Below are 26,083 nucleotides of genomic sequence, written 5' to 3'. Positions count from 1 at the left end.
AGGCAAAAATGCAGGTAACTCTATGGCCGTAATTTATGCATTTTAGACGCTAAAACGCAACGATACTCTTCAATTCACAGAGGCTAAGAGATTAGTCTTCTTGCAAATACTGTCAGGGGTATTGCGGATTACGCCCACGAACAATTGCCAAGCTGGGCGAACGGAGTTCAAATTCCTTCCCGTCTCGAAGGCCCTTGCGAACACGTTCGTGTCCTCAGGTGCCTCCGGATTGCGGGCAACCAACCTGACTGTCTGGCGGCGTCTATGTTTCGGTCCCGTCGATGCCGGTAAACACAAAACGTCGGTCCAGTTTGTACTTCACGATGTATCCAATGCTTAACCCGATCACTGCGCCAATTTCCCGCATGACCTCTGTGTTCCAAACTAACCAGAACGCAGTTTCCAGGCCCCAAAAAATTGCCGTCGTCGCTAATCCCATCATGGAATAAAGTGTGAATTGTCGACCGTGAGCGGCTACACTCGTGGACATATCATGAAAAATCCATCGCTTATCGAGCAGATACTTAACAACCAGTCCCACCAGCGTTCCCGCAGCTATGGCGGTGAGAAAACGACCTGTTCCAACTCCTCCCGCTAGTACCAAACGCTGCATGCCCAGATTGGCGATCGTCGCAATAACAGCAAACGCCGCATAACGAAAAACCAGCGTAGTTAGGCTCACAAAAGAGCCCCACCCAATGCACAGGCCAAAATCACCAGGAAGCATATCTGGCTGATCCTGTCTTTTGCCGCGAAGACGACAGGGTCATCGTCCATGTGCCCCCTATGCGTAATCATGACGATGCGCGTAATCCAGTAGAGCAGGATCAGGCATACGCCCCAAAGTGCTACAGGGTAGGAGTATAGCTGGATTACCGTTGGTGAATTTACGTAAAGCGCCATCACGAGCACCGACACATACCCGGCAGATATCGCGACTTGCGAAATCAAAGGTAAATCATCGACAATGTAGCCACGTCCGCTGGCCTCTAACTTGCCACGTTTGGCGCTATCGACCAGTTCAGCTTGCCGCTTGACCGCTGCAAGTGCCAGAAAAAAGAAGATAGAGAAGGCCAAGAGCCACACCGACAACACCAAAGACGTCGCGGCCCCTCCGGCAGCGATGCGCAATGTATAGAGGCCCGCCAAGGTGCAAATATCGACAATTGTGCGCCGCTTCAGATCCAGCGAGTAGGCCATGGTGATGATATAATACCCCACTAGAACCAACAGCAGCAGCCCATTGACCAGTGACGCAATTATTAAACCCGTCAGAAGCAATCCGATCCCCATCCAGGTTCCATGGGCGATGGGAATGGCGCCAGACGCAAAGGGGCGCTCACATTTGCGTGGGTGGGCACGGTCGGCAGCGAGATCAAGCAGGTCGTTGAAAACATAGGCACTGGAAGCCACGACCGAAAACGCGATGAAAGCCAGTAAACTGTAGAAGAAGGTCTGAAAATCATACTGATGCGCCGTCAGCATTGGTAGAAAAACCAGAATGTTTTTAAGCCATTGATGTGGACGGATGGCCTTTAAATAGGGCCTGATGCTGCTGGAAACGGTCTCTAAGTGCTCCACCTCTTGGCCGAGGTCGTTGACTTGGCGAGACAATGCTGCGGACACGTTCACGGTAATGGCTTTGCTTGCTTTTGACCAAACCGGGATATCCGCCGCCGCGTCGCCCATATAGGCAAATCCTTCCTTTGAGTAATGCTCAGTCAAGAACGCTGCTTTGTTCGGTCCTTTGAGATTGCGCACCCCGTCAGAGCCATACACCTCGTCGAACACACCCAAATGAGCCTGAATGCTCTGTGCGATGTTTTCGTCGCTGGCTGTTACCAGCGCGGCTTTGCCTCCTTCCGCGCGCCATTTCTCCACGTAGGCCACAACTTGCGCATCATAAGGCAAAGTAGCCACATCAATTGGTCCCTCCTCCGCAAGGATCCGCTTCAACGCGGCTTTTCCATGTAGCAACGCCCGCCCGCCGCGTACCATATTCATCCGGCTTCGACCGATGGCACTCCAGAATGTCTCAAAGAGGATGTCGGACCGTAGTAATGTTCCGTCTAAATCTACTACAAGCACGGGCTTTTCAGTCATCTCATCCAACCTTTAAAACAATAGCCGATCATTACACCATGAACGCGCAGAACCATAATAACGCCTATCGCATACTAAACGGGGTTCTGAGTAATTCAATGCAACAGCGCCCCGAGGTCAGATTAGAGCTAAAGGGTCAGATTTTGCTCTTCTCTCATTGCAGAGCATCGCGGTCCATACGGTTCTGCATGGATCACTGATACAGGTGGATATGCGGCGATTTAGAAGCTTCATTTGACTGATTGAAATGCCTTTGAGGCCCCATTGTTCAAAGGTCCGAAGCCATTATGCAACAATTGAGATGATGAGTATCTGCAGTGCTCGCGTGATCGAAATCAGCCGATCCTTGCAACCCACTGATCCAAGACTAGTTCAAGTCGGCCTTGGAAATTTTTTGCGACAACTTCTGGGCCTTCGAAGACCTTGGCAAAGTGTAGATTATTGCGACTGAGATGAGCATGCCGAGCACTCCCACGGCGGAGTACATAAAGAGCGACCACAAGACAGAATATCCAAGAAGTAAGCTGCTTGCAGCAGCGATTGTTCCAGTCATCACCCCAATGAAAAAGTGAACAACAATCACAAAGTCTATCCCTAAGCATAAATTGTCTCGCGTCTCGATTAACAAGCTGACCAGTTAAATCAAGGTGAAAACCCCTTTTTGTTTCTATTGTAGGGGGTGAAGTCTTCTATTGGCAGCGATAAGTTGTTGGTGTCAGCTTGTGAAGATCGGCAAAGGCTGAATGATGCCATCATTTCGGCGGTGTGGTCTGCTCAAATGCTGTAGGCCAGCCGGGTAAATCTAGGCTTTCAACATCCAAGTGGTATGTTGTGTGCGCTGCATGATTGTGGCCGGAGAAAGCGGATTTCCGACCAATCAAAGACTTTGCAAGAGGCTAGCGTTCCCATGAAAAGCTGTGCGATTGTATTCATGTGTTGTGCTTCGGAGGTAGTTTCGAAGACGCGGGTGCCTCTCATGAAGCGCGGCGAGTTTGACAAGCTGGTATGTTAGCATATCAGTATTGCAGGCGAAGCTCTCCAAGCGAGTAGGAACCGAGATGCCACTTACCGAGCCAGACCGGCTTTTCTCCGCCGATTCCAAGTTGCGCAAAACCGCACGCAGTTTATTCGAGAGCATTGAACACACACCGATCCTTAGCCCCCACGGGCATTGCGACCCGCGTTGGTTTGCAGACAACGCGCGGTTTCCAAATCCGGCCGAACTTCTGGTGATCCCCGATCACTACGTTTTTCGGATGCTTGTCAGTCAGGGTGTCTCGATGGCCGACCTTGGTATCCCACGCGCGGATGGCGGCGCGACAGAGGCTGATCCCCGAAAGATATGGCGGTTGTTTGCGCAGAATTTCCATCTGTTTCGGGGCACGCCCTCGGCGCTTTGGTTGAACCATTCATTCGAGCATGTATTCGGGTTGGACATCCCGCTGAGCGCGGAGACTGCTGACGCATATTACGACCACATAGACGACATGCTATCGCAAGTTGCCTTCCGCCCGCGCGCATTGTTCGAGGCGTTCGGGATCGAGTGTCTGGCCACAACCGAAGGCGCGCTGGATGACCTGCGGGCGCATCAGAGGATCAAAGACAGCGGCTGGTCAGGGCGGGTGATCACGACCTATCGGCCAGACGCTGTGGTTGATCCAGAATTCGAGGGGTTTTCGAAGAATGTGGAAGTCTTTGGCGAGGTCACAGGCGAGGACACCGCGTCTTGGAACGGTTATCTAAACGCCCATCGCAAGCGCCGCGCATACTTCAAAGACTTCGGAGCAACGGCAAGTGATCACGGACACCCGACGGCGCGTACCGAAAACCTGACCACATCGGATGCCGAGACACTTTTCCAGAAGGTTCTGACAGGAAGTCACACGGCAGACGAGGCGGATGCCTTTCGGGGGCAGATGCTCACGGAGATGGCGAAGATGAGCTTGGAAGACGGGCTTGTTCTGCAAATACACTCGGGGTCCGGGCGCAACCACTCGCAGCAGGTCTTTGGAGCTCATGGCCGCGATAAGGGTTTCGATATTCCGACGCGGACTGACTACGTAGGCGGCTTGAAACCATTGCTTGATGCGGTCGGTATGGAGCCGGACTTGACTGTGCTTCTGTTTACTTTGGACGAGACGGTTTACGGCAGAGAGCTCGCCCCCCTCGCAGGGGCATATCCATCATTGAAGCTGGGGCCACCTTGGTGGTTTTTCGATAGCTACGAGGGCATTAAGCGGTTCCGCGAGGCGACGACCGAGACATGCGGATTCTACAACACTGCGGGTTTCAATGATGACACGCGGGCCTTTTGTTCGATACCTGCGCGACACGACGTGGCGCGTCGGTCGGACTGCGCTTATCTTGCCAGCTTGGTGGAGACGGGTCGGTTGAGCATGGCTGATGCCTTCGATGTAGCGCAAGACCTTGCATACGGACTCGCAAAAGCTGCCTACAGGCTTTGACCTGCATTACGTCACCAAAAGGGAGACTGACTTGCCCGATCACCCCCGCCTGAACCGATCCATGACCAAGCCAAAGCCAGGGATTGTTCACCTTGGCCCCGGCGCGTTCTTCAAGGCCTTCGGGGCAAACTACACGCAGGACGTGATTGAAATTCACGGCGGTGATTGGGGTATCGTGGCAGTGTCACTCCGTAGCGCGACTGCGCGTGAACAACTGGGGCCGCAGGACGGGGTATATACCTCGGTCTCACTGGGGCCGAGCGGGTCTGCTACCAAAGTGATAGGTGTTATCTGTGATGTGCTCGTCGCGCCGGAAAACCCTGACGCGGTTATTGTGGCTATGGCTGATCCGGCCATTCGTATCGTGTCGCTGACGATCACCGAGAAGGGGTATTGTTACGAACCATCGACCGGCAAATTGAAAATGGACCACCCGGATATCGTCCATGACATCGCGCACCCGGGTAACCCCCGCTCTGCACCTGGCTACATTGTTGCGGCGCTGGCGCAGCGCCGTGCGGCTGGGAATAAGCCTTTCACCGTTTTGTCTTGTGACAACATTCCTGCGAATGGAAAGTTGGCGCGCCAAATCGTAGTGTCCTTGGCTCGTGTTTTGGACGCCGATCTCGCTGACTGGATCGCAACGGAAGTACCATTCCCGTCGACCATGGTTGACCGGATCACGCCCGCGACCACCGAAGCGGACGTGGAGCGGCTTGCAACGTCCACCGGATATTTTGACCCCGCATGCGTGCAGCACGAGCCATTTCGGCAATGGGTGATCGAGGATGATTTTGTTGACGCAGAGCGACCGCGCTGGGAGGCGGGTGGTGCCCAGTTCGTTGCAGACGTCGAAAAACACGAGGCGATGAAGCTGCGCTGCCTCAACGGAACGCATTCGGCGCTGGCCTATCTGGGGTATCTTGCAGGGTATGAAACAATTGCCGAGACCGTTGCTGATACGGTCTTCTCGAAATTCTGCCAAAAGCTGTGGGCGGAAGAGATTATCCCGGCTGTATCGCAGCCCGAGGGTGAGGATTTGTCGACCTATTGTGATGCATTATTGGAGCGCTATCAAAACGCCTCTATCCGCCACCGCACTTGGCAAATCGCGATGGATGGATCGCAAAAACTGCCGCAGCGGCTGCTTGGAACTGTTGCGGACAATCTTGCGGCGTCGCGACCCATTCAGGGGTTGGCGCTCGCGATAGCAGGTTGGATGCGCTACGTCGGTGGCGTCGATGAAAGCGGCCAAGCAATTGATGTTCGTGACCCGCTCGCAGCGGTTCTGAGAGAGGCATCGGCAGCAGGTCTGGACCCCTCAACGAGAGTTTCAAACCTGTTGGATATCAACGCCGTTTTTGACACAACGGTTGCGCAAAACCCTGCTTTTCGTGATGCAGTAATGTCTGCCTACAAACTGCTGAGCAAAGAAGGATCGCGTTCTGCTGTTGAGGCGATTGCCGGAGGAAAAACCTCACGGGACCGTTAACCATTTATCAAGCCGTTTCGAACAGGCTGGCTGCCATCAATCAAGTAAGTGAAATGCGTGTATCAACGCACGTTTATCTATCGCGATGTCATTGATTCGGGCTGAAAATATACTGTTTTTGCTCTTCCGAGTGCGCGGAAACAGGCTTTCTAAGCTATGAATCATTCAAGCCAAGAGTTTCAACGATGTCGTTAAACTGCGTGAATCCACGATGAATAGTCAATTATGCAGCAGAAAACCGCCGTTTCCCCCTGTATTGCAAGCGAAGTCTGTTGCGGACTCGGGCTCATCAGAGCTAAATCTAATAATCCCTAAGCAAGCTTAATTGCCAGTCTCAATTACTGAGAGTTGTGGGGTAGGGGGCGAATTTTTCTAATGCTTGATTATCTTGTTACACTTCCAAGGCCCGTTAAGCGTCAGATTCTCCTCCTCATTGACGTTGTCTTGGTGCCAGCAAGCCTCTTAATCGCACTCGCGCTGCTGTTCGATACGGCGCCCGCAAGCGAGTTGCTTTGGTCAGCCCTACCACTTTTCTTTATTGCACCTATTCTCGCGACGCCCGTATTTCTGAAAATTGGTTTGAATCGCATCAAGCTCATGGCTTTCGAAGTGCACGACATGCGCCGCGGCGCATTCGCGGCTCTTTCAGTCGCGATTTTAACAGCCATTCTCACCTACGCGCTGGGTTTGAATATTCCACGCGCCGTTGTGATGCTGACCGGACCGGTTTTCCTTCTGTTGCATTTGGGCATTCGAACATTGGGCAGGAATTTTCTGGTTCGCCGGTTTAACGACGGGGCAGGTCGTATCCCAGTGGCGATCTATGGTGCGGGGTCTGCGGGCGTGCAACTGCTCGCGGCTTTGCGTCAAGATTTTCAGATGCGCCCGGTTACGTTTGTGGATGACAACGTCACACTACAATCAATGACAGTCTCCGGCATGGAGGTTTGTTCCAGGTCTCGGCTGGAAGCATTGGTGAAGTCGAAAGAGGTCGAGCGCGTCTTGTTGGCGATGCCATCGGTCAGTGAACCTAAGATGCGTCGTCTAACCCAAGAGCTTGCGGAATTTGGATGCGAAGTTCATGCGCTTCCGTCCTACAGCGAGTTGGTCGAAGGAACGGGTTTGGCGTCAAACCTTCGTCCAGTCACAGCCGACCGCCTTTTGGGGCGTGATAAAGTTGATCTAGAGACGCCGGAGGTTGCGCGCGCCTATGCAGGCCGTCGCGTCCTAATCACGGGGGCCGGTGGCTCAATTGGTTCGGAACTGTGCCGTCAGATCATTTTGCGTGGACCACAGCGCGTGACTTTAGTGGATCACTCCGAGTACGCGCTTTACACGATTTCTCAAGAACTCATGCCGTTGGCGGCGCTGCATGGCGTTGAGTTGGTGACGCGGCTTGGATCTGTCTGCGACAAAGAACGTATGTCCAATGTCATGGCTGAATCCGAAACTGACATTGTGTTGTTCGCAGCGGCCTACAAGCACGTGCCACTTGTTGAAGAAAACGAGATTGAGGGGTTGCGGAACAATCTGTTCGGGACCCTCACAACCGCAGAAGCGGCGCAGAATGCCGGTGTCGAGCGGTTCATTCTGGTGTCTACTGACAAAGCGGTTCGCCCGACCAATATCATGGGGGCTAGCAAACGGCTTGCTGAATTGGCCATTCAGGATCTGCAAACGCGCTCCGAAGTTACGAAGTTCGCAATGGTGCGCTTTGGCAATGTTTTAGGCTCTTCCGGCTCCGTCATTCCGTTGTTCCAAAGCCAGATTTCTGCAGGTGGCCCGATCACCCTGACGCATGACAAGATTACCCGCTATTTTATGACGATCTCTGAAGCTGCGCGACTGGTACTTCTGGCGGGCGCTTATGCAACCGGTGGCGATGTGTTCGTTCTGGATATGGGTGCACCAGTAAACATTCGCGACCTTGCGCGACGCATGGTCGAGCTGACCGGATTGACCGTGCGCGATGAAAGCAACCCGCATGGCGATATCGATATACAGACCGTGGGTTTGCGTCCGGGCGAAAAACTCTACGAAGAATTGCTGATCGGGAACAACATGCTGCCGACGCCGCATGAAAAGATCATGCGTGCCGAAGAGCGCAAGTTTTCACAGATCGAGATGGCGCGAATTCTGAAGCAGATACGCACAGCGATTGCCGCGAACGATCCATTGAAGTTGCGCGCAATTATCGAGGCAAGCGTGGACGGGTTTCATGTTGCCGAAACGGGTCTGGATGACGTGGTCTGACGTCTCCAATGGCCCCACAAACTTCTAATTCAAATGACCGACCTTTGCTGTTGATGGGGGCCACGGGCCGGGTGAGCCAGATGCTTTTGAAGCACTGGAAAGCCGTGCCTCCGAGCGGGACGGTTCGGTCACAATCCCGCGGTGAAGGCTTCGACCTCAAATGGTCGCCCCTCGAGGATGGCCCAGATCCGCTGCTACGCTTCAATGAGGCCGAAGGCGGATTGGGAGCGATCTTTGCGATGATCGGAGCGACACCATCAACCGCGGGCGACTTATCCCAGACCGCAGCGCTTTCTTGCGCCGTTGTCGAAGCAGCGGCCCAAGCTGGTGTGCCGCGGATTTTTCTGGCGTCGTCATCAGCAGTTTACGCAGTGGGTGAAGGGTTGTCTGAGAGCGACGATCCCGCTCCGACCAGCGCTTATGGTCAGGCAAAGCTCGACATGGAACATGCCGTTGCGGATTTGGGTGCGGCTATCGACGTGTGTTGTCTTCGGATCGGGAATGTGGCCGGAGCGGATGCGTTGCTGGGGCAAGCCGCGCATGCTCCGAGCCGCAAGACGATTAGCTTGGACAGATTTTTAGACAATAAGGGACCACTGCGTTCTTATATTGGCCCGTCTCGGTTCGCCCGTTGTCTTGAGCTTCTGGTTGAACACCGCACGCGCTTGCCTCCGGTCTTGAATTTCGCAGCGGCGCCGCCAGTTGAGATGGCGGAGCTGGTCCAAGCTGCTGGGCTTCGGTGGGCTTGGACAGCGGCCGATGCCGAACGCTATCAAACGCAGCGAATTACGCTGGACTGCGCGTTGCTTGAAGCAGCAATCGGGTCGGGCAGTCTTGCTACGACGCCGGACAGTATGGTAGCCGAGTTGCGCACTCTGGGGGTCTTGGCTTGACCATTTCAAAACGTCTGTTCGACCTTTCGGCCCTGCTGTTGCTTGGCACTATCTTGCTCCCTGTTTTACTTGTGACGGCATTGCTGGTGGTATTGCTGGATGGTCGCCCCGTTTTCTACAAGGCAGAGCGCATGAAAACTCCGACGCAAGGGTTTCCGTTGGTTAAATTCCGCACCATGACAGTGACACAGGCAGATCAGGGTGTATCAGGCGGAAACAAAGCCCATCGGGTCACGCGGACAGGGGCGACGCTGCGCCGTCTGCGGCTTGACGAAATTCCGCAGCTTTGGAACGTGCTTCGTGGCGACATCAGCTTTGTCGGGCCACGACCGCCGCTGCGGGAGTATGTCGAGCGCTTCCCCGATGTATATGCACAGGTGTTGAAAAGCCGGCCCGGAATTACCGGTTTGGCTTCGATCGCGTTTCATCGTCACGAAGAGTATTTGTTGGCAAAATGTCAGTCGTCGAAAGAGACAGACGAAGTCTATGCAAGGCGATGTGTCCCGCGGAAAGCCCGTCTTGATCTGATGTATCAACGAAAGCGCAACCTGTGTTTGGATGCGTGGATCATGATCAAAACAGTGTTCTGAACACCCCTGCAACGTGAGGTACAAAGATCGCATCCGACTACGGGGAAAGTTGCAAATCTGACTTTTCGTTGACAGGTGGCCTTAAAGTTTCGCAAGTCGCAATGAGTAGGTTCAAGAGGGTACTATGAAGATCACGATGATTGGCACCGGGTATGTTGGATTGGTGTCTGGTGTGTGTTTCTCGGATTTCGGACATGATGTGGTTTGCGTAGATCGCGACCCGTCCAAGATTGAAATGCTCAACAGCGGTAAAGTTCCGATCTACGAGCCCGGCTTGGACGACCTGATGTCGAAGAACGTAGAGGCCGGCCGACTGTCATTCACTACTGATCTGAGTGCAGGGGTTAAGGGCGCCGATGCGGTGTTCATTGCCGTCGGCACCCCGACGCGGCGCGGTGACGGGCATGCCGATCTATCGTTCGTGTATGCCGCTGCCGAAGACATTGCCAAAGCCTGTGCTGCTGAAGGCAATCCCTATACCGTGATCGTCACGAAATCGACGGTCCCGTTGGGCACCAACCGTCAGATCAAACAAGTGGTGCGCAAAGCCGCTCCTGATCTTGTGTTTGATGTGGCATCCAACCCTGAGTTTTTGCGCGAAGGTGCGGCGATTGATGACTTCATGAAGCCAGACAGAGTGGTCGTAGGTGTTCAGACCGATCGCGCGGCTGAGGTGATGGCAGAAGTCTACCGACCGCTTTATTTGCGAGATTTCCCGATTATCACGACCGACCTCGAGAGTGCCGAGATGATCAAATATGCCGCCAACGCATTTCTTGCGACCAAGATCACCTTTATCAATGAGATCGCAGCTCTGTGTGAAAAGACGGGTGCGGATGTCAAACAAGTGTCCCGTGGCATGGGCATGGATGGCAGGATCGGCAATAAGTTCTTGCATGCTGGGCCGGGATACGGTGGATCGTGCTTCCCCAAGGACACGTCCGCACTAGCGCGGATCGGGCAGGAGCACGCGGTTCCTATGCAAATCACAGAGACCGTGATGCGCGTGAACGACGGTATCAAAGCGCGGATGATAGAAAAGCTGCGCGATCTTTGTGAAGGAACATTCAACGGTAAAACAATCGCGGTTCTTGGCGTTACCTTCAAGCCGAACACCGACGACATGCGTGATGCGCCCTCTTTGACGATCGTACCTGCGCTGGTCGGCGGTGGTGCGAAAGTCCGGGTGGTTGACCCGCAAGGCTTCCGCGAGGGCGAGGCGCTACTGCCGGGCGTGCAATGGGCCGATGATCCCTACAAGGCCGTGCACAATGCTGAAGCTGTCGTAATCTTGACCGAGTGGAACGAATTCCGTGCACTGGACCTTACGAAGATCGCCAAAAAGATGAAGACCCCACGTATGGCCGACCTGCGTAATATTTACTCAGCCAAAGACGCTAAAAAATCTGGCTTTGCAGCTTATGTATCCATCGGCAGGCAGGACTTCGAAGCCTAGGCCCAACGCAACGCTTGGTATTCGGGCTGGACACGCTTACCTTTGGGATGACGAATAACGCAATAGGAGCCTGAAATGGGCCTAAACTCCATGCTCGCCCTCATCGTCTTTGCGCTCGATATTTGGGCCATCGCTTCGATTTTCAATGCCAAGATCGAGACCGCACAAAAGGTTTTGTGGATCGCGTTGGTTCTGTTCTTACCAATAATCGGATTCTTGATCTGGTACTTCGCGGGTCCGAAACCGGCCCGTTGATCGTGAAGATACTGCGCTATTTGATGTCGGCTTACACCTTCTTAAGCAATTTGCTGACAGCGATGGACGCACGCAACCTGAGCTTGATTTCGGCGGGTGTCGCCTTCTACGCAATGTTGGCGATTTTCCCGGCTCTGGCCGCCCTTATTGCGCTTTGGGGCGTTTTCTCGGATCCAAACCTGATCGACGAACAGGTTACCTTGTTAAGCAGTTTTATCCCTGGCGATGCATTCAGGCTTTTCGAAACACAAGTGGATGTGTTGATCAATGCCAATGACTCGACGTTGGGCTACACGACTTTAATCTCTTTAATGGCGGCACTTTGGTCGACGCGCGCAGGAGTGTCTGCTCTGATCCGTGGATTGAATGCGGTGTATTCTGCCCCCCACCGGACAGGTATACGGAGGACCTTTGCAGCGTTGCTACTAACCATGTGCTTGATTGCGATGTCGCTGATTGCGCTTACGGGTATCGTGGTCTTCCCGATTGCGTTGGCCCTACTGCCACTGGGGGAGTATGCCGGAGACATGTTCGAACTGCTCCGCTGGGTGGTTGTGATTTCTGCCGTGGTCCTCGGTTTGGGTCTGATTTATCGCTTTGGCCCCAACCATAAAACGCCACATCTCAGAACCAGCTGGGTTTCCCCCGGTGCCTTGGTCGCCTTGGTTATCTGGGGAACGGCATCGTGGGCTTTCTCACTCTATCTGGCCAATTTCGGCAAATATAACGAGGTGTACGGATCAATCGGCGCTGTCGTCGCATTGCTGATGTGGTTCTATATTAGCGCTTGGGTCGTCTTGCTTGGGGCGACACTGAATTGCGAGTTATCACGACGCAATCACGGCAAAAAATCTGGTGGAGATTAGCGCGCCAAAGCCACGACTACGGCATTGGACGTAGAGTGTCGCCTGGGGCAAATATCGGAGACAGCTCAACGCGTTTCTCCGCAGCGGCGTCAACAGAACCATCGGCTTCGTTCGCTATGATTTGTGCGGCAGCCTTCCCGATCTCAACGCGGCAGCTATCCATAGTGGCCAATTTGCGAGGCAATCCGTCTATCAATTCCACACCGTTGAATCCTGCCAGCCCCAACTTCCCGGGAACGTCAATTCCTGCTTCCAGGCAGTACAGCAGGCCTCCCGCACCAATCATGTCGTTGGAGTAATAGAGGAAGTCCAAATCCTTATTCTTCTTGAGAATATTCGCGGTCATTTCGCGACCTTTACCCAAGGCGGAACCACCGGAGTAATACTCTTCTGCCTCAAGACTTAGTCCGTTCTCACGCAAGACCGCTTCGAACCCCTCGAACCGTTTCCTGGCGCGGTGGTCGAGCGGCATCTTGGTGCCAAGGAAGCCGATTTTGCGATACCCGCGCTTCAAAATTTCTTTCGCAGTCTCGCGGCCAGCACGTGTGTGGGAAATGCCAACCGCGGCGTCAACCGCAGAACCGTCCACGTCCATTATCTCGACAACGGGGACGCCGGCGTTTTCCATCATGCGACGCGCGGCATCTGTGTGTTCAAGTCCGGCGATGATCAAGCCCGATGGACGCCATGACAGCATCTCGAATATGACTTTCTCTTCTTTTTCGGGAACGTAGTCGGTGACGCCAACGACCGGCTGCAAAGGTGTGCCATCAAGAACCTTTGATATCCCCATCATCACTTCCGGAAACACCATGTTGGACAAGGAGGGAATGATCACGCCCACCAGATTCACCCGGTTAGAGGCAAGAGCCCCAGCAATTTTGTTCGGGACATAGCCAAGCTGTCGGGCGGCAAGCAGAACCTTTTCGCGAGTCTTGTCTGAGACCTCCCCACGGTTTCTTAACACGCGGCTTACGGTCATTTCACTTACCCCAGACGCCTCCGACACGTCTCGAAGGGTGAGCTGGTGGCGGTATTCGGGGCTTGAGCGTTCGGCCAATGTGTATCTCGTCAACTTTTGAGTGTGAGACATGATAGCGCTAAACAAGCCCCACTCCAAGGCGCAACTGTGATGGCATTTAGGGTTGCCTGCCCTTCGTTAAAGACGCCATACAGTTTCCGTGGTCCCGTGGCTCAACTGGATAGAGCAGCCCCCTCCTAAGGGGCAGGTTGCAGGTTCGAATCCTGCCGGGGTCACCATATTTTGAATGCTCAACCGCTGGAGCACGCTACATTCGCAACGCAGGGCTCATTGTTGTTGCACATTGGGTCCGGAAGTCCGTGATATGTCAGGGGCGCGACACGATATGATCAGGCAGAATCCCTGATGCAACAATTGCGCTTTGCACGTCATAGCCAGCGAAAAACCCGTAATCTGCAATCAGGGCCGAAGCTATTCCGGCGGATTGTGCGCCCAAAATATCCGTATGTAGGCTGTCGCCGACCATCACCACGCGATCACGCGAGGTGTTGCGATTCAGGCGCTGAAAGGCCAGCTCGAATATATTCCCGAAGGGTTTGCCGAAGAATTTCGGTGCTATATCGGCCTCGTCGGCAAGTCTGTGGGCAAAATATCCCGGTTCGGTTGAAAAGCCTGTTTCGCGCGGAGCGACGATGTCGGGATTGCCTACCCAAACCGGTCTGGGTCGTTGCCTCAATGCCTGCACTAGCAGCGATTGGCGACCTTCTGTCCATGCGGCGCTGCCGATCATCAAGAAGCCATCGACTTTTTCATAAACGGCGGGGTCTTCTTCCAGATAGCTTACATTCAAGCTTTCAAGGTCACGCAAACCTGCTTTCGGCGTTGCCATGAGCCCAAAATGCTTACCTTCACCTGACCCAATGGCCGATAGTAAAGTCGCACGACTGGTGATCACGTCCTCTGGTGCGAAATCATATCCAAGCCGTTGGTATTTTTCCATCAATGTTGCATGCGGAAACCCGGCGGCGTTGGACACGACGATGATCTGTTTACCCCGTGACTTGAGCATTTGGATCCGTTCCACCACGCCGGGGATCGCGGTTTCTCCGATATTCAGAACACCGAAAGCGTCTAGAAGAAACGCATCATATTGATCTGCTATGTCCTCCAACGTAGCGACGAACTGAGGTTTCTTTTTGGGCGGAACGACATCGGGTAGCCGGTGCCGGACTGCTTCATACGCAGCGAGAGCTTTGGTGGTATCCATTCCGCTCAAATGATTGCTCCGCGGACTTTGGCGGAGACCCATTCGCTGATCACAACCGCAACGAGGATTACGAGCAGGATTAAGCTAACCTGCGGCCAAGCCAGCACATTCAGCGACGATGAAAGCTGAAGCCCGATGCCACCGGCACCTACTAGGCCCAATACCGTTGACTCACGAATGTTGATGTCCCAGCGAAACACGGCAATCCCCGCGAAGGCTGGCATGATCTGGGGAACAATCCCGTAGGCCATAACCTGCCAGCGAGAAGCGCCCGTCGCGGTGATGGCTTCAACTTGAACGGCGTCGATTTCTTCGATGGCCTCGTACAGAAGCTTCGCGCAAAAACCGATAGAGCGGATCGCGATTGCGACCACGCCCGCAAACACGCCGGGCCCAATGATTGCGATAAGCAGCAGCGCCCAGATCAGCGAATTAATCGAGCGGGTCGCGACGATAATCAACAGGGCAATTGGCCGGATGAAAAGGCGCGAAGGTGTGGTGTTGCTTGCCGCCAGAAACGCCACCGGAACGGCAAGGCATAACGAGATCAGCGTACCGAGCGTTGCGATGTTCAATGTATCCCAGATCGGCCGACCCAGTTGGCTAATGTATTCCCAGCGTGGCGGTGTCGCGCGGGTCCAGATGTCACTTGCAATACGCGGCGCATCCCAAACGAAGAACCATGTGGTCGCGTTTGATATCTGCTGCCAGCAAACGGCGAATATTGCGAGCCCTGTGAGCCACATTGCCGAGTGCGCTACAGATTGCTTGGTCGTCCTGCGCCGCCAGATGTCGGTGCCGTTTTGGTGCTTTACAGGCATTACTGAACCCTCGCTCGAACGATGCCGGAGATGTATTCCAGCGCCATGACGATCACGATGATCAGGATCAGGATTGCTGCGGCTGTATCGTACTCATAGCGGTCAAATGCGGTGTTCAATGTAGCCCCGATGCCACCTGCACCGACCAAGCCAAGGATCGCACTTTCACGGAAGTTGATGTCGAGCCGGTATATTGAAAGCCCGACCAGCCGGGGCATAACCTGAGGTTGCACGCCGTAGTTGATCCACTGCGCCCAACGTGCGCCAGACGCGCGAACGGCCTCGGCCTGTGAACGGTCCATGCTTTCGATATCCTCGGCTAACAGTTTGGATAGGAAACCGATGGTCGCGAAACTTAACGTAAGGAAGCCAGCGAGAGGGCCGAAGCCGAAAATGGCAACGAGCAGGATCGCCACAATGATTTCTTGCAGAGCACGGCTGATGGCAACGATACCACGGCAGATCATATATACGGGCAGCGGTGCGATATTGCGTGCCGCGCCCAAGCCGATTGGGATGGAAATCAGTATGCCAACCACCGATGCTGCGACGGTTATGATAATGCTTTCCAGCAAACCGCTCCAGATATCCGAAGCACGAGAGACGAAATCGGGTGTCATGAAAGCTAGGATGAATTGTCCACCGCGATCCAATCCCTCGTATACGCGGGACCAGTTAATCTCGATCGTCATGTAGGCGGCGACCATGTAGGCGCAGAACGCGCTCAAAAGCCCCCAACGCAGCATCGGGTTTGTGACAAAGGGTGGTCGGCGCCATGTTTTGCCAAGGATTGCTTCTAGTTCGGTGCTCATTCGGCGGCCTCGATTTCGTTGCCGTCGTCGTCGACCTTCTTGATCGTCGCTTCCCAGTCTTCTTCGCCATAGATCGTTGTCAGAACATCTGGTGTCAGGGCCTCTGGTGGGCCGTCGAATTCCATCGCGCCAAAACGAAGTCCGACGACACGCTGAACGAACATCTGCGCTAAGGCGACGTCATGGATGTTGATGATCGCCGCGAGGCCGCGTTCCGCGCAAAGCTCGCAAATCAGGCGCATGATCTGGCGGCTGGTTTTTGGGTCAAGTGATGCCGTTGGCTCGTCCACGAGTAGCAGTTTCGGGTTCTGGATAAGTGCACGACAGATGCCGACGCGTTGCCGTTGACCACCGGACAGTTCGTCGGCGCGTTTATCGGCCATCGCTAGCAGTCCCACGCGATCCAGAAGGCGGAACGCCTCATCTACATCTGATTGTGGATAGCGGCGAGTAAGGCTGCGCCAGAAGCCGACATAGCCAAGCCTGCCGGAGAGAACGTTTTCCATCACGGTCAGGCGTTCGACCAAGGCATATTCTTGAAAGATCATTCCCATCTCGCGCCGCGCGCGGCGCAGGCCCGAAGATTTCAAGTGTGTAAGTTCGGTTTCGTCCAGCCAGACCTCTCCAGATGTCGGCTCAACCAGCCGGTTAATGCAGCGGATCAGGGTTGATTTGCCCGCACCAGAGGGGCCGATCAGCGCCAGCACTTGCCCTTCAGGCATTTCGAGATCGATCGACTTCAAAGCCTGATCGCCCGTGGGATAAGTTTTCACGAGCTTTTTGAGTTTCAGCATGTCCAGCCTCAGTTGACGTAGTCGGTTCGGCGGCGCCCAAATGAGCGCCGCCGTTTAGATTATATTATTGGCAAGAATAGCTTACGCCGTTTGCTGCATCGATTTTACGGATCACGTCCCAGAATTCCTTGTAGTTCATCTCAAGGAACTGTTCCTCGCCGGATTTGGAGAATTCTTCCAGCAGTGAGGAGCCTTCCCATTCAAAGCTGAAGAATGCGTCTTTGATCTTCTCCTGAAGTTCCGGCTTTAGGTTGTAGACCGTGCCAAAGCCCGTCGTCGGGAATGTCTGCGATTTGTAGATCGAAACAATCTGCTCCGGCTTGACCACGTCGCGGTCGATCATGCGGGACAGAACCGAGTTTGCGATCGCACCCGCGGTGTAGTCTTTATTCGCCACACCAAGGATCGTGTTGTCGTGCTTGCCCGAGAAGGCAGGCTCGAAATCACGCTCTGCTTCCATCCCGTATTCGGATTTCAGAATGGCGGATGGCGCTTTGAACCCAGAGTTTGACGTGGGTGCAGTAAAGGCCAGTTGCTTGCCTTTAATGTCCTCAACCTTTTCCACGCCAGAGCCCGGATAAGTGATGATCTCCATCTCATAGCCGAAGCCACCGTCCTTCGAGGCCATAATCGTGAATGGACGGAAGCCAGCACAGTTCACTGCAAGCGGATTGGAGCCAGTATTGAAGCCCGAAATATGGAGGCGGCCAGAGCGCATAGCCTCAATCTGGGCAGCGTTCGATTGCACAGGGAAAAACACGATATCTTTGCCGGTTTTCTCCTTCATGTGATCAAGGAAATCCGACCAAGCCGTTTTGTACACTGCCGGATCTTCAACTGGCGTGTATGCGAAGATCAGCGGGTTCGGATCCAGCAGTTCGGACTCATCTGTCGGAATGTCGGCAATCAGATCACCGTCACGGTCGCAATAGCGCGCATCCAGGTCGCCACGCGGGCAGTCTTGTGCCCAAGCCCCAGTAGCGGCGATCGACATCGCGGCAATTGCGCCGGTCGTAGCCAGTAGTTTTTTTAGTTTACTCATGTTCTTTCCTCCCTTGGTTTTCAATTGCACCTGCTTCTTCAGAACAGGTGTTTGTATGCTAACGAGCGACAATCACCTCGACATTGGATCGCTCGAGTGATTTGGCCAGATCCTCTGTAGGTGCTTGATCAGATATTATGGATGACACGTCTGATAGGCCGCCCACCTCCGCCAAACTCTTGCGGCCAAATTTTTCACCGTCAATCAAAAGGTGTGATACTGCACTCTGGCGCAGCATAATGCGCTTGATTGCAGCAAATCCCCGTATCGCTTCCGACGGACCTCTTTCGGAAAGTGCCGAAGCGCCGATCAAGCATCTATCGACACAATGGCGTTCTAGAAACTCGATTGCATCGGTTCCGATCACCGCAGATTCGGACGCGAGATAGTCGCCGGGGCAGATGATGACTTTGGTCACCTCGCTTTGGCCAAGGGCCATTGCTACTGGAAAGCTGTTGGTGATGACTGTGCAGGGTGTGCCGTCAAACGCAAGAAACCTTGCAAGCTGCAGGGTCGTTGAACCGGAATCAACCATAAGTGTTTCGCCGGGTTGCACGAGATTTGCGGCCCTGCGCCCGATCCGCTCCCGTTCTGCGACACGGGCCGTCGCCCGCTCGTCAAATGTCGGGTACTGGCCGGACGTTAAGGCCAGCGCCCCGCCATGCGCGCGATCCAAAAGGCCGTCAGCGCTTAACTTCTCAAGATCACGTCGAATGGTTTCCGTTGATACACGAAAGCGATCAGCCAGTTCGGAAATGCGGACATGTGGACGCAGTCGAAGTTCGAACAGGATGTGCTTGCGTCGTTCCTGCTTGCGCAGCTTCGGCCGTGTTTCAAGGTCAACGTCAACTGACATGCGCACTTTCAGGTTTTTGAGCGAGAATCCCCAACTTGAGTACAAAAATGTGGAGTTTCCCAACCATATGCAAGAAAAAATGTTGCATAAGGCAGATTTCGGTGCTCGGATCATGCCAATGATTGCTGTATGGCAGTGCGGCGTGGTGACAATGTTCGTCCGCCATTTTGCGAGAGAACACTCGGATCGGATGAACTAGGTGATCCAGATAATCGGAAATCTTGCGGGCGCAATTGCGCTTCTGCTCTGGTCTGTGCGGCTGGTGCGCACCGGGATTGAACGAGGGTTTTCCGGCCCGCTTCGTACAGGGGTGCGACGGGCATCTCAGAGGAAGTCGACGGCAGCTGGAAGCGGCGTGGTCGCGGCTATTGCCATGCAAAGTTCGACCGCGGTCGCGATGTTGGTCGCAGGTTTCGTATCGGCTGGCACACTTCCTGCGGCAAGCAGCCTCGCGGTTATCCTCGGTGCGGATCTCGGCTCGTCTATTGTCGCGCGAATTCTACTGACCCCAATCGCAGTATTGGTGCCATTACTGTTGGTTATCGGCGTGGGGCTATTTCTGAAAGGCCGCGCACGTCGCATCAAGCAGACAGGCCGGATCATCATAGGTATTGCGCTTGTGCTTACCTCGCTCTCGATGATCCGAACCGCGACAGCTCCGCTGCAGGACAGCGAAATCACGGCGCTGATATTCTCCTATTTGTCGACTGATCTTGTCACCTCATTCTTGCTTGGCGCGGTGTTAGCATGGGTCACCCACTCTAGCGTGGCGACGGTCCTTGCGGTAGTTGCCATGGCATCCGAGGGCGTCCTTCTAGCGCCTGCGGCCGCGGCGATTGTTCTTGGCGCCAATCTTGGTGGTGCGACGATCCCTGTTTTGCTGACGCTCTCTGGCGCACGCTCCGCAAGGCGGGTCATGTTCGCTAACTTGCTGATCCGAGGGGGCGGTGCGTTGCTGGCGTTGCTGATTTTGGTGCAGTGGCAACATCAGCTTAGCCTGCTTGGTGCGACTGCCGCCGTGCAATCGATAAACCTACATCTCGTCTTTAACCTCGTGGTTTTGCTGCTGGGGTTGATGTTGATCAATCCAATGCTGCGCGTGGCAAGCATAATTCTTCCTGATACCACCCCGACAAAACCGCGCCGGATCAGCGCGCTGGATACCGCCTTAACTGATCCGGACCGCGCACTTGCAAGCGCAATGCGGGAAGTTCTGGAGATGGGGGAGCAAGTTCACGCCATGTTAACTCCGGTATTAGGACTGTTCCGCGACTGGGATCATGAAACCTACCGCGCCATCCTTGATAGCGAGGACGAAGTTGACCGAATGCATTTCGAGGTGAAGCTATACATTGCGCATCTTCAAGAAGGTGTTCTGTCCGGCAGGCAGGCCAGACGTGCGATGGATATTGCGACGATATCCAACCATCTGGAAGACGCAGGTGATCAGGTGTCTTCGAATTTAATCGAATACGCTCAACGTCTGCACGCGGAAGGGCTATCGTTTTCGGACGACGGGTGGCGCGATTTGTGTGATTTCCACGATCAGGTATTGTCTAACGTCCAACTCGGATTGAACGTGCTGATGACCGGAGACGCGGAAGCTGCGATCCAGCTTGTTGAAGAGAAAGACCGCATCCGCGATGTGGAACAGCGGCTTCAGGCGCACCATCTTGAACGCCTTCGCAAAGGTAATGTTGCAAGCCTTGAAACCAGCAATCTGCATCAAGAAACTATCCGCGCTTTGAAGCAGGTGAACACCGCGTTCACCTACACGGCATACCCAATCGTCGAGGCGACTGGAGGGTTGCTGTCGAGCCGGCTTGCAAACACCGAGGAAGGTGCTTGATTAGAGTGAGCAGGCGAAAAAAGTTGACGCGACCGAGTTACCGGACATGCTGTGTGAGCCGATCATGAACGTTACGAAAAGCGCGTATGGTCGAAAATGTTGCTGCCAACGAAAAAGACCAAAAATAAGACCAAGTAAATCCTAGGGAGGAAAAAATGAATAAAATCAAAAGATTGCTGATCCCATCACTTGTTGCCATGGTTGCAAGTGTGACGGCCGCGCAAGCGGAAAAGCTGACGCTATATTGCTCTGCGCAAGAAGACTGGTGCCAGCTCATGGCGCGTAGTTTTGAAGATGCGACAGGCATCGACGTCAATATGACCCGCAAATCCTCTGGTGAAACTTTCGCCCAAATCAAAGCAGAATCGTCCAACCCCAAGGGTGACGTCTGGTGGGGCGGCACTGGTGATCCGCATCTACAAGCTGCTGAGGAAGACCTGACCGAGCCATATGTCACACCAATGCGTGGCGAGCTGCACGATTGGGCGATCTCCCAAGCAACGAGTGCTGGGGACAAAACGATCGGCATCTATTCCGGCGCTTTGGGGTACGGTTACAACACCGATCTTCTCGCGGCGAACAACCTGCCGGAGCCAGCCTGTTGGAAAGACCTGCTAAAGCCCGAATACAAAGGCCACGTACAGATGGCGAACCCGAACTCTTCGGGCACGGCCTACACAACGCTGGCAACGATGGTTCAGTTGTTTGGTGAGGACGAAGGCTTTGATTTCATGAAGGGTCTGCACTCCAACATCAATCAATACACCAAGTCCGGTTCGGCCCCGATCAAAGCGGCTGGCCGTGGCGAGAATACCATTGGTATCGTCTTCATGCATGACGCTGTGAAGCAGGCGGTCTCTGGCTTTCCCGTGAAGGTTGTGGCCCCATGCGAGGGAACGGGATACGAAATCGGCTCGATGTCGATCATCAAAGGTGCGCGCAACATGGACGAGGCCAAGAAGTTCTATGACTGGGCGCTTTCAACCGATGCGCAGAACCTTGCGCTTGAAGTGAACGCGTTCCAGGTGCCGTCGAACAAAGGTGCGGATACGTCTCCTTCAGCGCCGGATATGTCTTCGATCAAGCTGATTGACTACGACTTCAAAACCTACGGATCGTCGGCAGAGCGCAAGCGCCTGCTGCAAAAATGGGACGAAGACGTCTCGACCTTGCCGCAATAAATCTTGCGTAACACGACAAACACAAAGACCACCCACCCGGCGTTGATCTTCTGGATCGTCGCTGGGTGGGTCGGGTTTCTGCTTCTGCCTTGGTATGGGGTCGAAGATGGAATCCTTTCGTTCGAATGGCTGATTGACGGCTACCCGTTCGATGAAGACTACGCACCGGCGGCCTTCCTTATCGCACAGGGAGAGAAGCTGTGGCTTGCCCCGCTTCTCATTCCACTTGTGATGTCGCTTGCTGCGTTGGGCCGCCCAAAGAGCGATCCTCTTTACGCAAAAATCCTGCTGCTAACCGGCGCACTCGGCTTCGGTTGGTTGACGGCACAGGGCTTCGGCATCGGCATTCGCGGGTTCAACTTTGAATGGCTAAAGGCGCTCTTCGGAGAGTTAGGTGACCGTCAATTCGGCATGGGGTTTGGGGCAATGGTCCTAGCCTCGGCATTCCTGTTTATATTCACTCAAGGCGTAGCGGCTCGTGGCGCGATCAACGGCGATGTATTTGTCGTCAGCGCCATTGGGGGCGTTATCGTCATCGTGACGACATTTGTATTCTTCCCGATTGCTAAAATGCTGCTTGCGGCCTTTGTCACCGAAGAGGGCAGTTACTCTGTTGGTGTCTTCGCGGCCAAATTTTTCGACGACCGACTTTGGGGCTTGGGGTGCCTAAGCGGTGGCCGATGTGGCGTGGCGTGGAACTCGCTGTTCCTTGCGGTCCTGGTCGGATTGCTGACAACGGTGTTGGGTCTGGTTTTCGCGTTGGTCGTCACCCGCTCCGGCTTCCGTTACAAGCGCGCGCTCAGGGCGCTTACTGTCCTTCCAATCATCACGCCACCATTTGTGATCGGCTTGGCATTGATCCTGCTGTTCGGGTTGTCTGGCGCTGTCACGCAATTCATCTCCGACCTGTTCGGTGTTCAACCCACCAGATGGCTTTATGGCCTGCCGGGGATCCTGATCGCGCAGGTTCTGGCCTTTACCCCAATCGCCTTCCTTGTGCTGATCGGCGTGGTCGAGGGCGTGTCGCCGTCGATGGAAGAAGCCGCGCAAACGCTGCGGGCCAACAAATGGCAAACCTTCTGCACCGTATCGCTTCCACTAATGCGTCCCGGTCTCGCGAATGCCTTCCTTCTAGGCTTCATCGAAAGCATGGCGGATTTCGGCAATCCACTGGTTCTTGGCGGCAACTTTGATGTGCTGTCGACCGAGATATTTTTCGCTATCGTAGGTGCGCAATATGACCAAGGCCGCGCGGCTGTTCTAGCCATGGTGCTGTTGTTCTTCACGCTGTCGGCATTTTACGCGCAGCGCGCGTGGCTGGGTAAGAAAAGTTACACGACAGTATCAGGCAAGGGGGATGCAGGTGTTCACCCAATGATGCCAAACGGGCTGGCGGTTCCAGTCTTTGTTATTGCGGGCGCATGGGGTCTGTTCACCATCGTGATCTACGGCATGATCCTTTACGGCAGCATGGTTGAGTTGTGGGGCGTCAACAACACACTGACCTTCAAGCATTATGTCACTGCGTTCTCCGTCCGTATCGAAGATAGCGGCATCCGCTGGACCGGCGCTGCATGGGACAGCTTCTGGACGACGATCTACATTGCGGCGGCTGCGGCTCCGTTGACGGCGGTGGTTGGTTTAATCACGGCCTACCTGCTGACCCGACAAACCTTCGCAGGCAAGAACGCGTTCGAGTTCGGCACCATGCTTAGCTTTGCCATTCCTGGAACGGTCATAGGCGTCAGTTACATACTGGCCTTCAATGTGCCGCCGATAGAGATCACGGGGACAGGGTTGATCCTGATCATCAGTTTCATCTTCCGAAACATGCCAGTGGGTGTCCGCGCGGGCATTGCGTCGATGTCGCAACTCGACAAGTCACTGGATGAGTCTTCCCTGACCCTTGGAGCGAATAGTTGGCAGACCTTCCGAAAGGTGATCCTGCCGTTGCTACGCCCTGCGATTTTGGCCGCACTTGTCTACAGTTTTGTCCGCGCCATGACGGCGATTTCAGCGGTGATCTTCTTGGTTTCGGCAGAATATGACATGGCGACCAGTTACATCATCGGGCGTGTCGAGAATAACGACTACGGCCTTGCCATCGCCTATTCCACCACGCTGATCTTTGTGATGCTGTCGGTCGTGGGTGTCATGCAGCTTATTGTCGGGCGAACCGAAATCGGGCGGCGCATGAGTCAGTCGCGCACCAATGTTTAAGGGATCATCATGAAGATTAGCTCCAAGGCGGCGCCGGTCAGCTTCCAGAATGTCAGCAAAGTCTATGGTCGCGATGTCTTGGCTGTGGACGACGTGAACCTGGAAATTGAGGCCGGCAAGTTGGTCACGCTTTTGGGTCCATCAGGCTGTGGCAAGACTACGACACTGCGCATGATTGCGGGGTTGGAGATGGCAACGTCAGGTCGCATCCTCATTGGGGATGCTGACGTAACCAACTTGCCCGCAACAGATCGCGACGTCTCGATGGTGTTCCAGTCCTACGCGCTGTTTCCGCATATGTCGGTGCTGGAAAACGTGTCCTATGGTCTCTCGTTCTCGGGCTTCACGAAGGCCGAAACGCGGGAGCGGGCCTTGGTGGGCCTTGATCTGGTGGGTCTCAAAGGCTTCGACGCGCGCCTGCCGAGTGAGTTGTCGGGTGGTCAGCAGCAGCGAGTTGCCGTGGCTCGCGCCTTGGTGCTGGAGCCACAGGTTTTGTTGTTTGACGAACCACTTTCCAACCTTGACGCTAAACTGCGGCGGCAGGTGCGCGAGGATATCCGCGCCATTCAGAAAGACCTTGGGTTAACGGTGGTATACGTGACCCACGATCAGGAGGAGGCATTGGCCGTATCGGACGAAATCGTGGTAATGCGCAACGCAGCGATTGCCCAAATTGGCACGCCGCGCCAGTTATACGACGCGCCCGTGGACCGCTTCGTCGCCGACTTCATCGGCGAGGCAAACCTGCTGCCATGCGTCATTGAGGCCGTGGCTGGCGAGCAGGCGACTATTGCCATCGAAGACTACCGCTATGACCTGCCATCGCGCGGTATTCCGGTTGGGCCTGCCACAATGGCGGTCCGCCCGTCACGATTGGTAATCGGGGCCAAGGACGGGTTCCACGCGAAGGTGGCCAAAGCCACCTATGTCGGTGTGCGAATGGAATACACGCTTGAGGCCGTATTCGGATCAATGTTTGCTGTGCAAGATGACGTCGATACGCCGCTGGAAGTTGGAACCGAAGTGACTGTCGGATTTGCGGAAAAGGGGCCGGTATTGCTGCCCGAAGGTTAGACCTCGGTCGCAAATGCCTTCTCGGAAATCTCAAGGAGCCGATCAAATACGACGGGAGTCCCGACGACGACACGCCCACCATCGGCGATCATCGCATCCGCGTCTTGCATTTCAACTCGCCCGCCTGCTTCCGCGACGAGAAGTTGACCAGCCAAACAATCCCACGCGTTCATGTGCTCTTCGGAATAGCCAAGCAACCGCCCCGCAGCGACGTAAGCCAATGACAAAGCACCGGAGGCATTGCGGTGGAACATCGCGCCTTCTTCAACCAAGCCCGCCACCAATCGCACGATACCGCTGTCGTCAACACGGTTCGAATACCCCACGCCCACAGTTCCTTCCGAGAGTTTGCGTTGGTCGTTTATCAGGATTGGCTTGCCATTAAGGATTGTCCCATTCCCGGCCGTGGCGGCGTAGGTTTCGGAATTGCAAGGGTCGTGAATGACGCCCATCTGCGTTTTACCGTTACTCACACCCGCAACGACAACCGTCCAAGCCGGAATCCCGTTGATAAAGTTGGTCGTTCCATCAATTGGGTCGATCACCCAGGTGAAGCCTGATGTTCCCGGCTTTGGCGCGTCTTCTTCCCCAACGATGGTATCATCGGGAAAGGCGTCTTCCAGCAATCTGCGCGTCAAAGCTTCGACCTCGCGGTCGGCTTGGCTCACGAAGTCCTGATGGCCCTTATGATCAATTACAAGTTCGTCCTGGTTTTTGAAATAGCGCAAGGCAAGCTGCCCCGCTTCGAGGCAAATCGCAGTTAAAGTGTCGAGTCGGGATGCAGTGTCCATAATGCGAAAGCCTAGCGACTT

22 protein-coding genes and 1 tRNA gene are annotated in these 26,083 nt (G+C 54.6%); 13 read left to right on the top strand and 10 right to left on the bottom strand.

Features of this window, described 5'->3' with window-relative positions; all coding sequences use genetic code 11:
- Positions 1 to 262: 262 nt before the first annotated feature.
- Both BDE40_RS16110 and BDE40_RS16105 read right to left on the bottom strand, forming a co-directional pair.
- Entirely contained in the window at positions 263 to 682 is a 420-nt protein-coding gene (locus BDE40_RS16110) for a GtrA family protein (RefSeq protein WP_073146044.1), read from the bottom strand.
- Complete coding sequence (locus tag BDE40_RS16105; RefSeq protein WP_134016282.1) at positions 679 to 2,103, bottom strand: UbiA family prenyltransferase; 1,425 nt, start codon at positions 2,101 to 2,103, stop codon at positions 679 to 681. Before BDE40_RS16105 ends, BDE40_RS16110 begins: the two co-directional genes overlap by 4 nt.
- 1,058 nt (positions 2,104 to 3,161) lie before the next feature.
- On the opposite strand from BDE40_RS16105, the gene uxaC reads away from it, so the two are divergent.
- The 8 genes from uxaC (at position 3,162) to BDE40_RS16065 (ending at position 12,373) form a co-directional block, all read left to right on the top strand.
- A complete protein-coding gene (gene uxaC, locus BDE40_RS16100) occupies positions 3,162 to 4,568 on the top strand; it encodes a glucuronate isomerase (RefSeq protein ID WP_134016280.1) in 1,407 nt (468 codons plus the stop codon).
- Positions 4,569 to 4,629: 61 nt separating this feature from the next.
- Positions 4,630 to 6,060 (top strand): mannitol dehydrogenase family protein, encoded by a 1,431-nt coding sequence (locus tag BDE40_RS16095; protein WP_134016278.1) that lies wholly within the window; start codon positions 4,630 to 4,632, stop codon positions 6,058 to 6,060.
- A 597-nt stretch (positions 6,061 to 6,657) separates the two neighbouring features.
- Positions 6,658 to 8,313, top strand: coding sequence for a polysaccharide biosynthesis protein (locus BDE40_RS16090; protein WP_246030487.1), 1,656 nt, complete (start codon positions 6,658 to 6,660; stop codon positions 8,311 to 8,313).
- Positions 8,314 to 8,321: 8 nt separating this feature from the next.
- A complete protein-coding gene (locus BDE40_RS16085; protein WP_134016274.1) occupies positions 8,322 to 9,206 on the top strand; it encodes an NAD-dependent epimerase/dehydratase family protein in 885 nt (294 codons plus the stop codon).
- Complete coding sequence (locus BDE40_RS16080) at positions 9,203 to 9,796, top strand: sugar transferase (protein ID WP_134016272.1); 594 nt, start codon at positions 9,203 to 9,205, stop codon at positions 9,794 to 9,796. Before BDE40_RS16085 ends, BDE40_RS16080 begins: the two co-directional genes overlap by 4 nt.
- A gap of 124 nt (positions 9,797 to 9,920) precedes the next feature.
- Positions 9,921 to 11,252 carry a UDP-glucose dehydrogenase family protein gene (locus BDE40_RS16075; RefSeq protein ID WP_134016270.1) on the top strand — a complete coding sequence of 444 codons (1,332 nt, stop codon included), beginning with the start codon at positions 9,921 to 9,923 and terminating at the stop codon, positions 11,250 to 11,252.
- Between the two features lie 75 nt (positions 11,253 to 11,327).
- Positions 11,328 to 11,507, top strand: coding sequence for a PLD nuclease N-terminal domain-containing protein (locus BDE40_RS16070; protein WP_134016268.1), 180 nt, complete (start codon positions 11,328 to 11,330; stop codon positions 11,505 to 11,507).
- A gap of 2 nt (positions 11,508 to 11,509) precedes the next feature.
- Positions 11,510 to 12,373: a YihY/virulence factor BrkB family protein gene (locus BDE40_RS16065; protein ID WP_246030499.1), complete on the top strand. Its 864-nt coding sequence runs from the start codon at positions 11,510 to 11,512 to the stop codon at positions 12,371 to 12,373.
- Positions 12,374 to 12,389: 16 nt separating this feature from the next.
- Here BDE40_RS16065 and BDE40_RS16060 read toward each other — a convergent pair whose 3' ends face one another.
- Positions 12,390 to 13,466, bottom strand: a complete 1,077-nt coding sequence (locus BDE40_RS16060) for a LacI family DNA-binding transcriptional regulator (protein ID WP_134016266.1) — start codon at positions 13,464 to 13,466, stop codon at positions 12,390 to 12,392.
- 90 nt (positions 13,467 to 13,556) lie between these two features.
- On the opposite strand from BDE40_RS16060, the gene BDE40_RS16055 reads away from it, so the two are divergent.
- A tRNA-Arg gene (locus BDE40_RS16055) sits at positions 13,557 to 13,633 on the top strand.
- A gap of 89 nt (positions 13,634 to 13,722) precedes the next feature.
- On the opposite strand, the gene BDE40_RS16050 is transcribed toward BDE40_RS16055, so the two are convergent.
- The 6 genes from BDE40_RS16050 to BDE40_RS16025 form a co-directional block, all read right to left on the bottom strand.
- Positions 13,723 to 14,622: an HAD-IIA family hydrolase gene (locus tag BDE40_RS16050; RefSeq protein ID WP_246030486.1), complete on the bottom strand. Its 900-nt coding sequence runs from the start codon at positions 14,620 to 14,622 to the stop codon at positions 13,723 to 13,725.
- Positions 14,623 to 14,627: 5 nt separating this feature from the next.
- Entirely contained in the window at positions 14,628 to 15,443 is an 816-nt protein-coding gene (gene phnE, locus BDE40_RS16045; protein ID WP_134016262.1) for a phosphonate ABC transporter, permease protein PhnE, read from the bottom strand.
- A complete protein-coding gene (phnE, locus tag BDE40_RS16040; protein WP_134016260.1) occupies positions 15,443 to 16,255 on the bottom strand; it encodes a phosphonate ABC transporter, permease protein PhnE in 813 nt (270 codons plus the stop codon). The genes phnE (BDE40_RS16045) and phnE (BDE40_RS16040) overlap by 1 nt, the downstream gene beginning before the upstream one ends.
- Positions 16,252 to 17,049, bottom strand: coding sequence for a phosphonate ABC transporter ATP-binding protein (gene phnC, locus BDE40_RS16035; RefSeq protein WP_134016259.1), 798 nt, complete (start codon positions 17,047 to 17,049; stop codon positions 16,252 to 16,254). The genes phnE (BDE40_RS16040) and phnC overlap by 4 nt, the downstream gene beginning before the upstream one ends.
- A 64-nt stretch (positions 17,050 to 17,113) precedes the next feature.
- Complete coding sequence (gene phnD / locus BDE40_RS16030) at positions 17,114 to 18,091, bottom strand: phosphate/phosphite/phosphonate ABC transporter substrate-binding protein (protein WP_134016257.1); 978 nt, start codon at positions 18,089 to 18,091, stop codon at positions 17,114 to 17,116.
- Between the two features lie 58 nt (positions 18,092 to 18,149).
- Entirely contained in the window at positions 18,150 to 18,947 is a 798-nt protein-coding gene (locus BDE40_RS16025; RefSeq protein ID WP_134016254.1) for a DeoR/GlpR family DNA-binding transcription regulator, read from the bottom strand.
- Positions 18,948 to 19,146: 199 nt separating this feature from the next.
- Here BDE40_RS16025 and BDE40_RS16020 point away from each other — a divergent pair, with 199 nt between their 5' ends.
- From BDE40_RS16020 to BDE40_RS16005, 4 genes are all read left to right on the top strand, one after another.
- A complete protein-coding gene (locus BDE40_RS16020; protein ID WP_134016252.1) occupies positions 19,147 to 20,796 on the top strand; it encodes a Na/Pi cotransporter family protein in 1,650 nt (549 codons plus the stop codon).
- Positions 20,797 to 20,951: 155 nt separating this feature from the next.
- The gene (locus BDE40_RS16015; RefSeq protein WP_134016250.1) at positions 20,952 to 21,977 is read left to right on the top strand and encodes an ABC transporter substrate-binding protein; all 1,026 of its coding nucleotides are present in this window, start codon (positions 20,952 to 20,954) and stop codon (positions 21,975 to 21,977) included.
- 3 nt (positions 21,978 to 21,980) lie between these two features.
- Positions 21,981 to 24,197 carry an ABC transporter permease gene (locus tag BDE40_RS16010; protein ID WP_134016248.1) on the top strand — a complete coding sequence of 739 codons (2,217 nt, stop codon included), beginning with the start codon at positions 21,981 to 21,983 and terminating at the stop codon, positions 24,195 to 24,197.
- A gap of 9 nt (positions 24,198 to 24,206) precedes the next feature.
- Positions 24,207 to 25,271, top strand: coding sequence for an ABC transporter ATP-binding protein (locus tag BDE40_RS16005; RefSeq protein ID WP_134016246.1), 1,065 nt, complete (start codon positions 24,207 to 24,209; stop codon positions 25,269 to 25,271).
- Here BDE40_RS16005 and BDE40_RS16000 read toward each other — a convergent pair.
- Positions 25,268 to 26,062 (bottom strand): inositol monophosphatase family protein, encoded by a 795-nt coding sequence (locus BDE40_RS16000; protein ID WP_134016244.1) that lies wholly within the window; start codon positions 26,060 to 26,062, stop codon positions 25,268 to 25,270. The two genes, BDE40_RS16005 and BDE40_RS16000, sit on opposite strands and share 4 nt — an antisense overlap.
- Between the last annotated feature and the right edge of the window lie 21 nt (positions 26,063 to 26,083).

The sequence above is a fragment of the Litoreibacter halocynthiae genome, from assembly GCF_004365635.1.
GTDB lineage: Bacteria > Pseudomonadota > Alphaproteobacteria > Rhodobacterales > Rhodobacteraceae > Litoreibacter > Litoreibacter halocynthiae.
The sequence above is the reverse complement of the archived record's forward strand: the minus strand, read 5'-3'. Positions and strand labels throughout refer to the sequence as shown.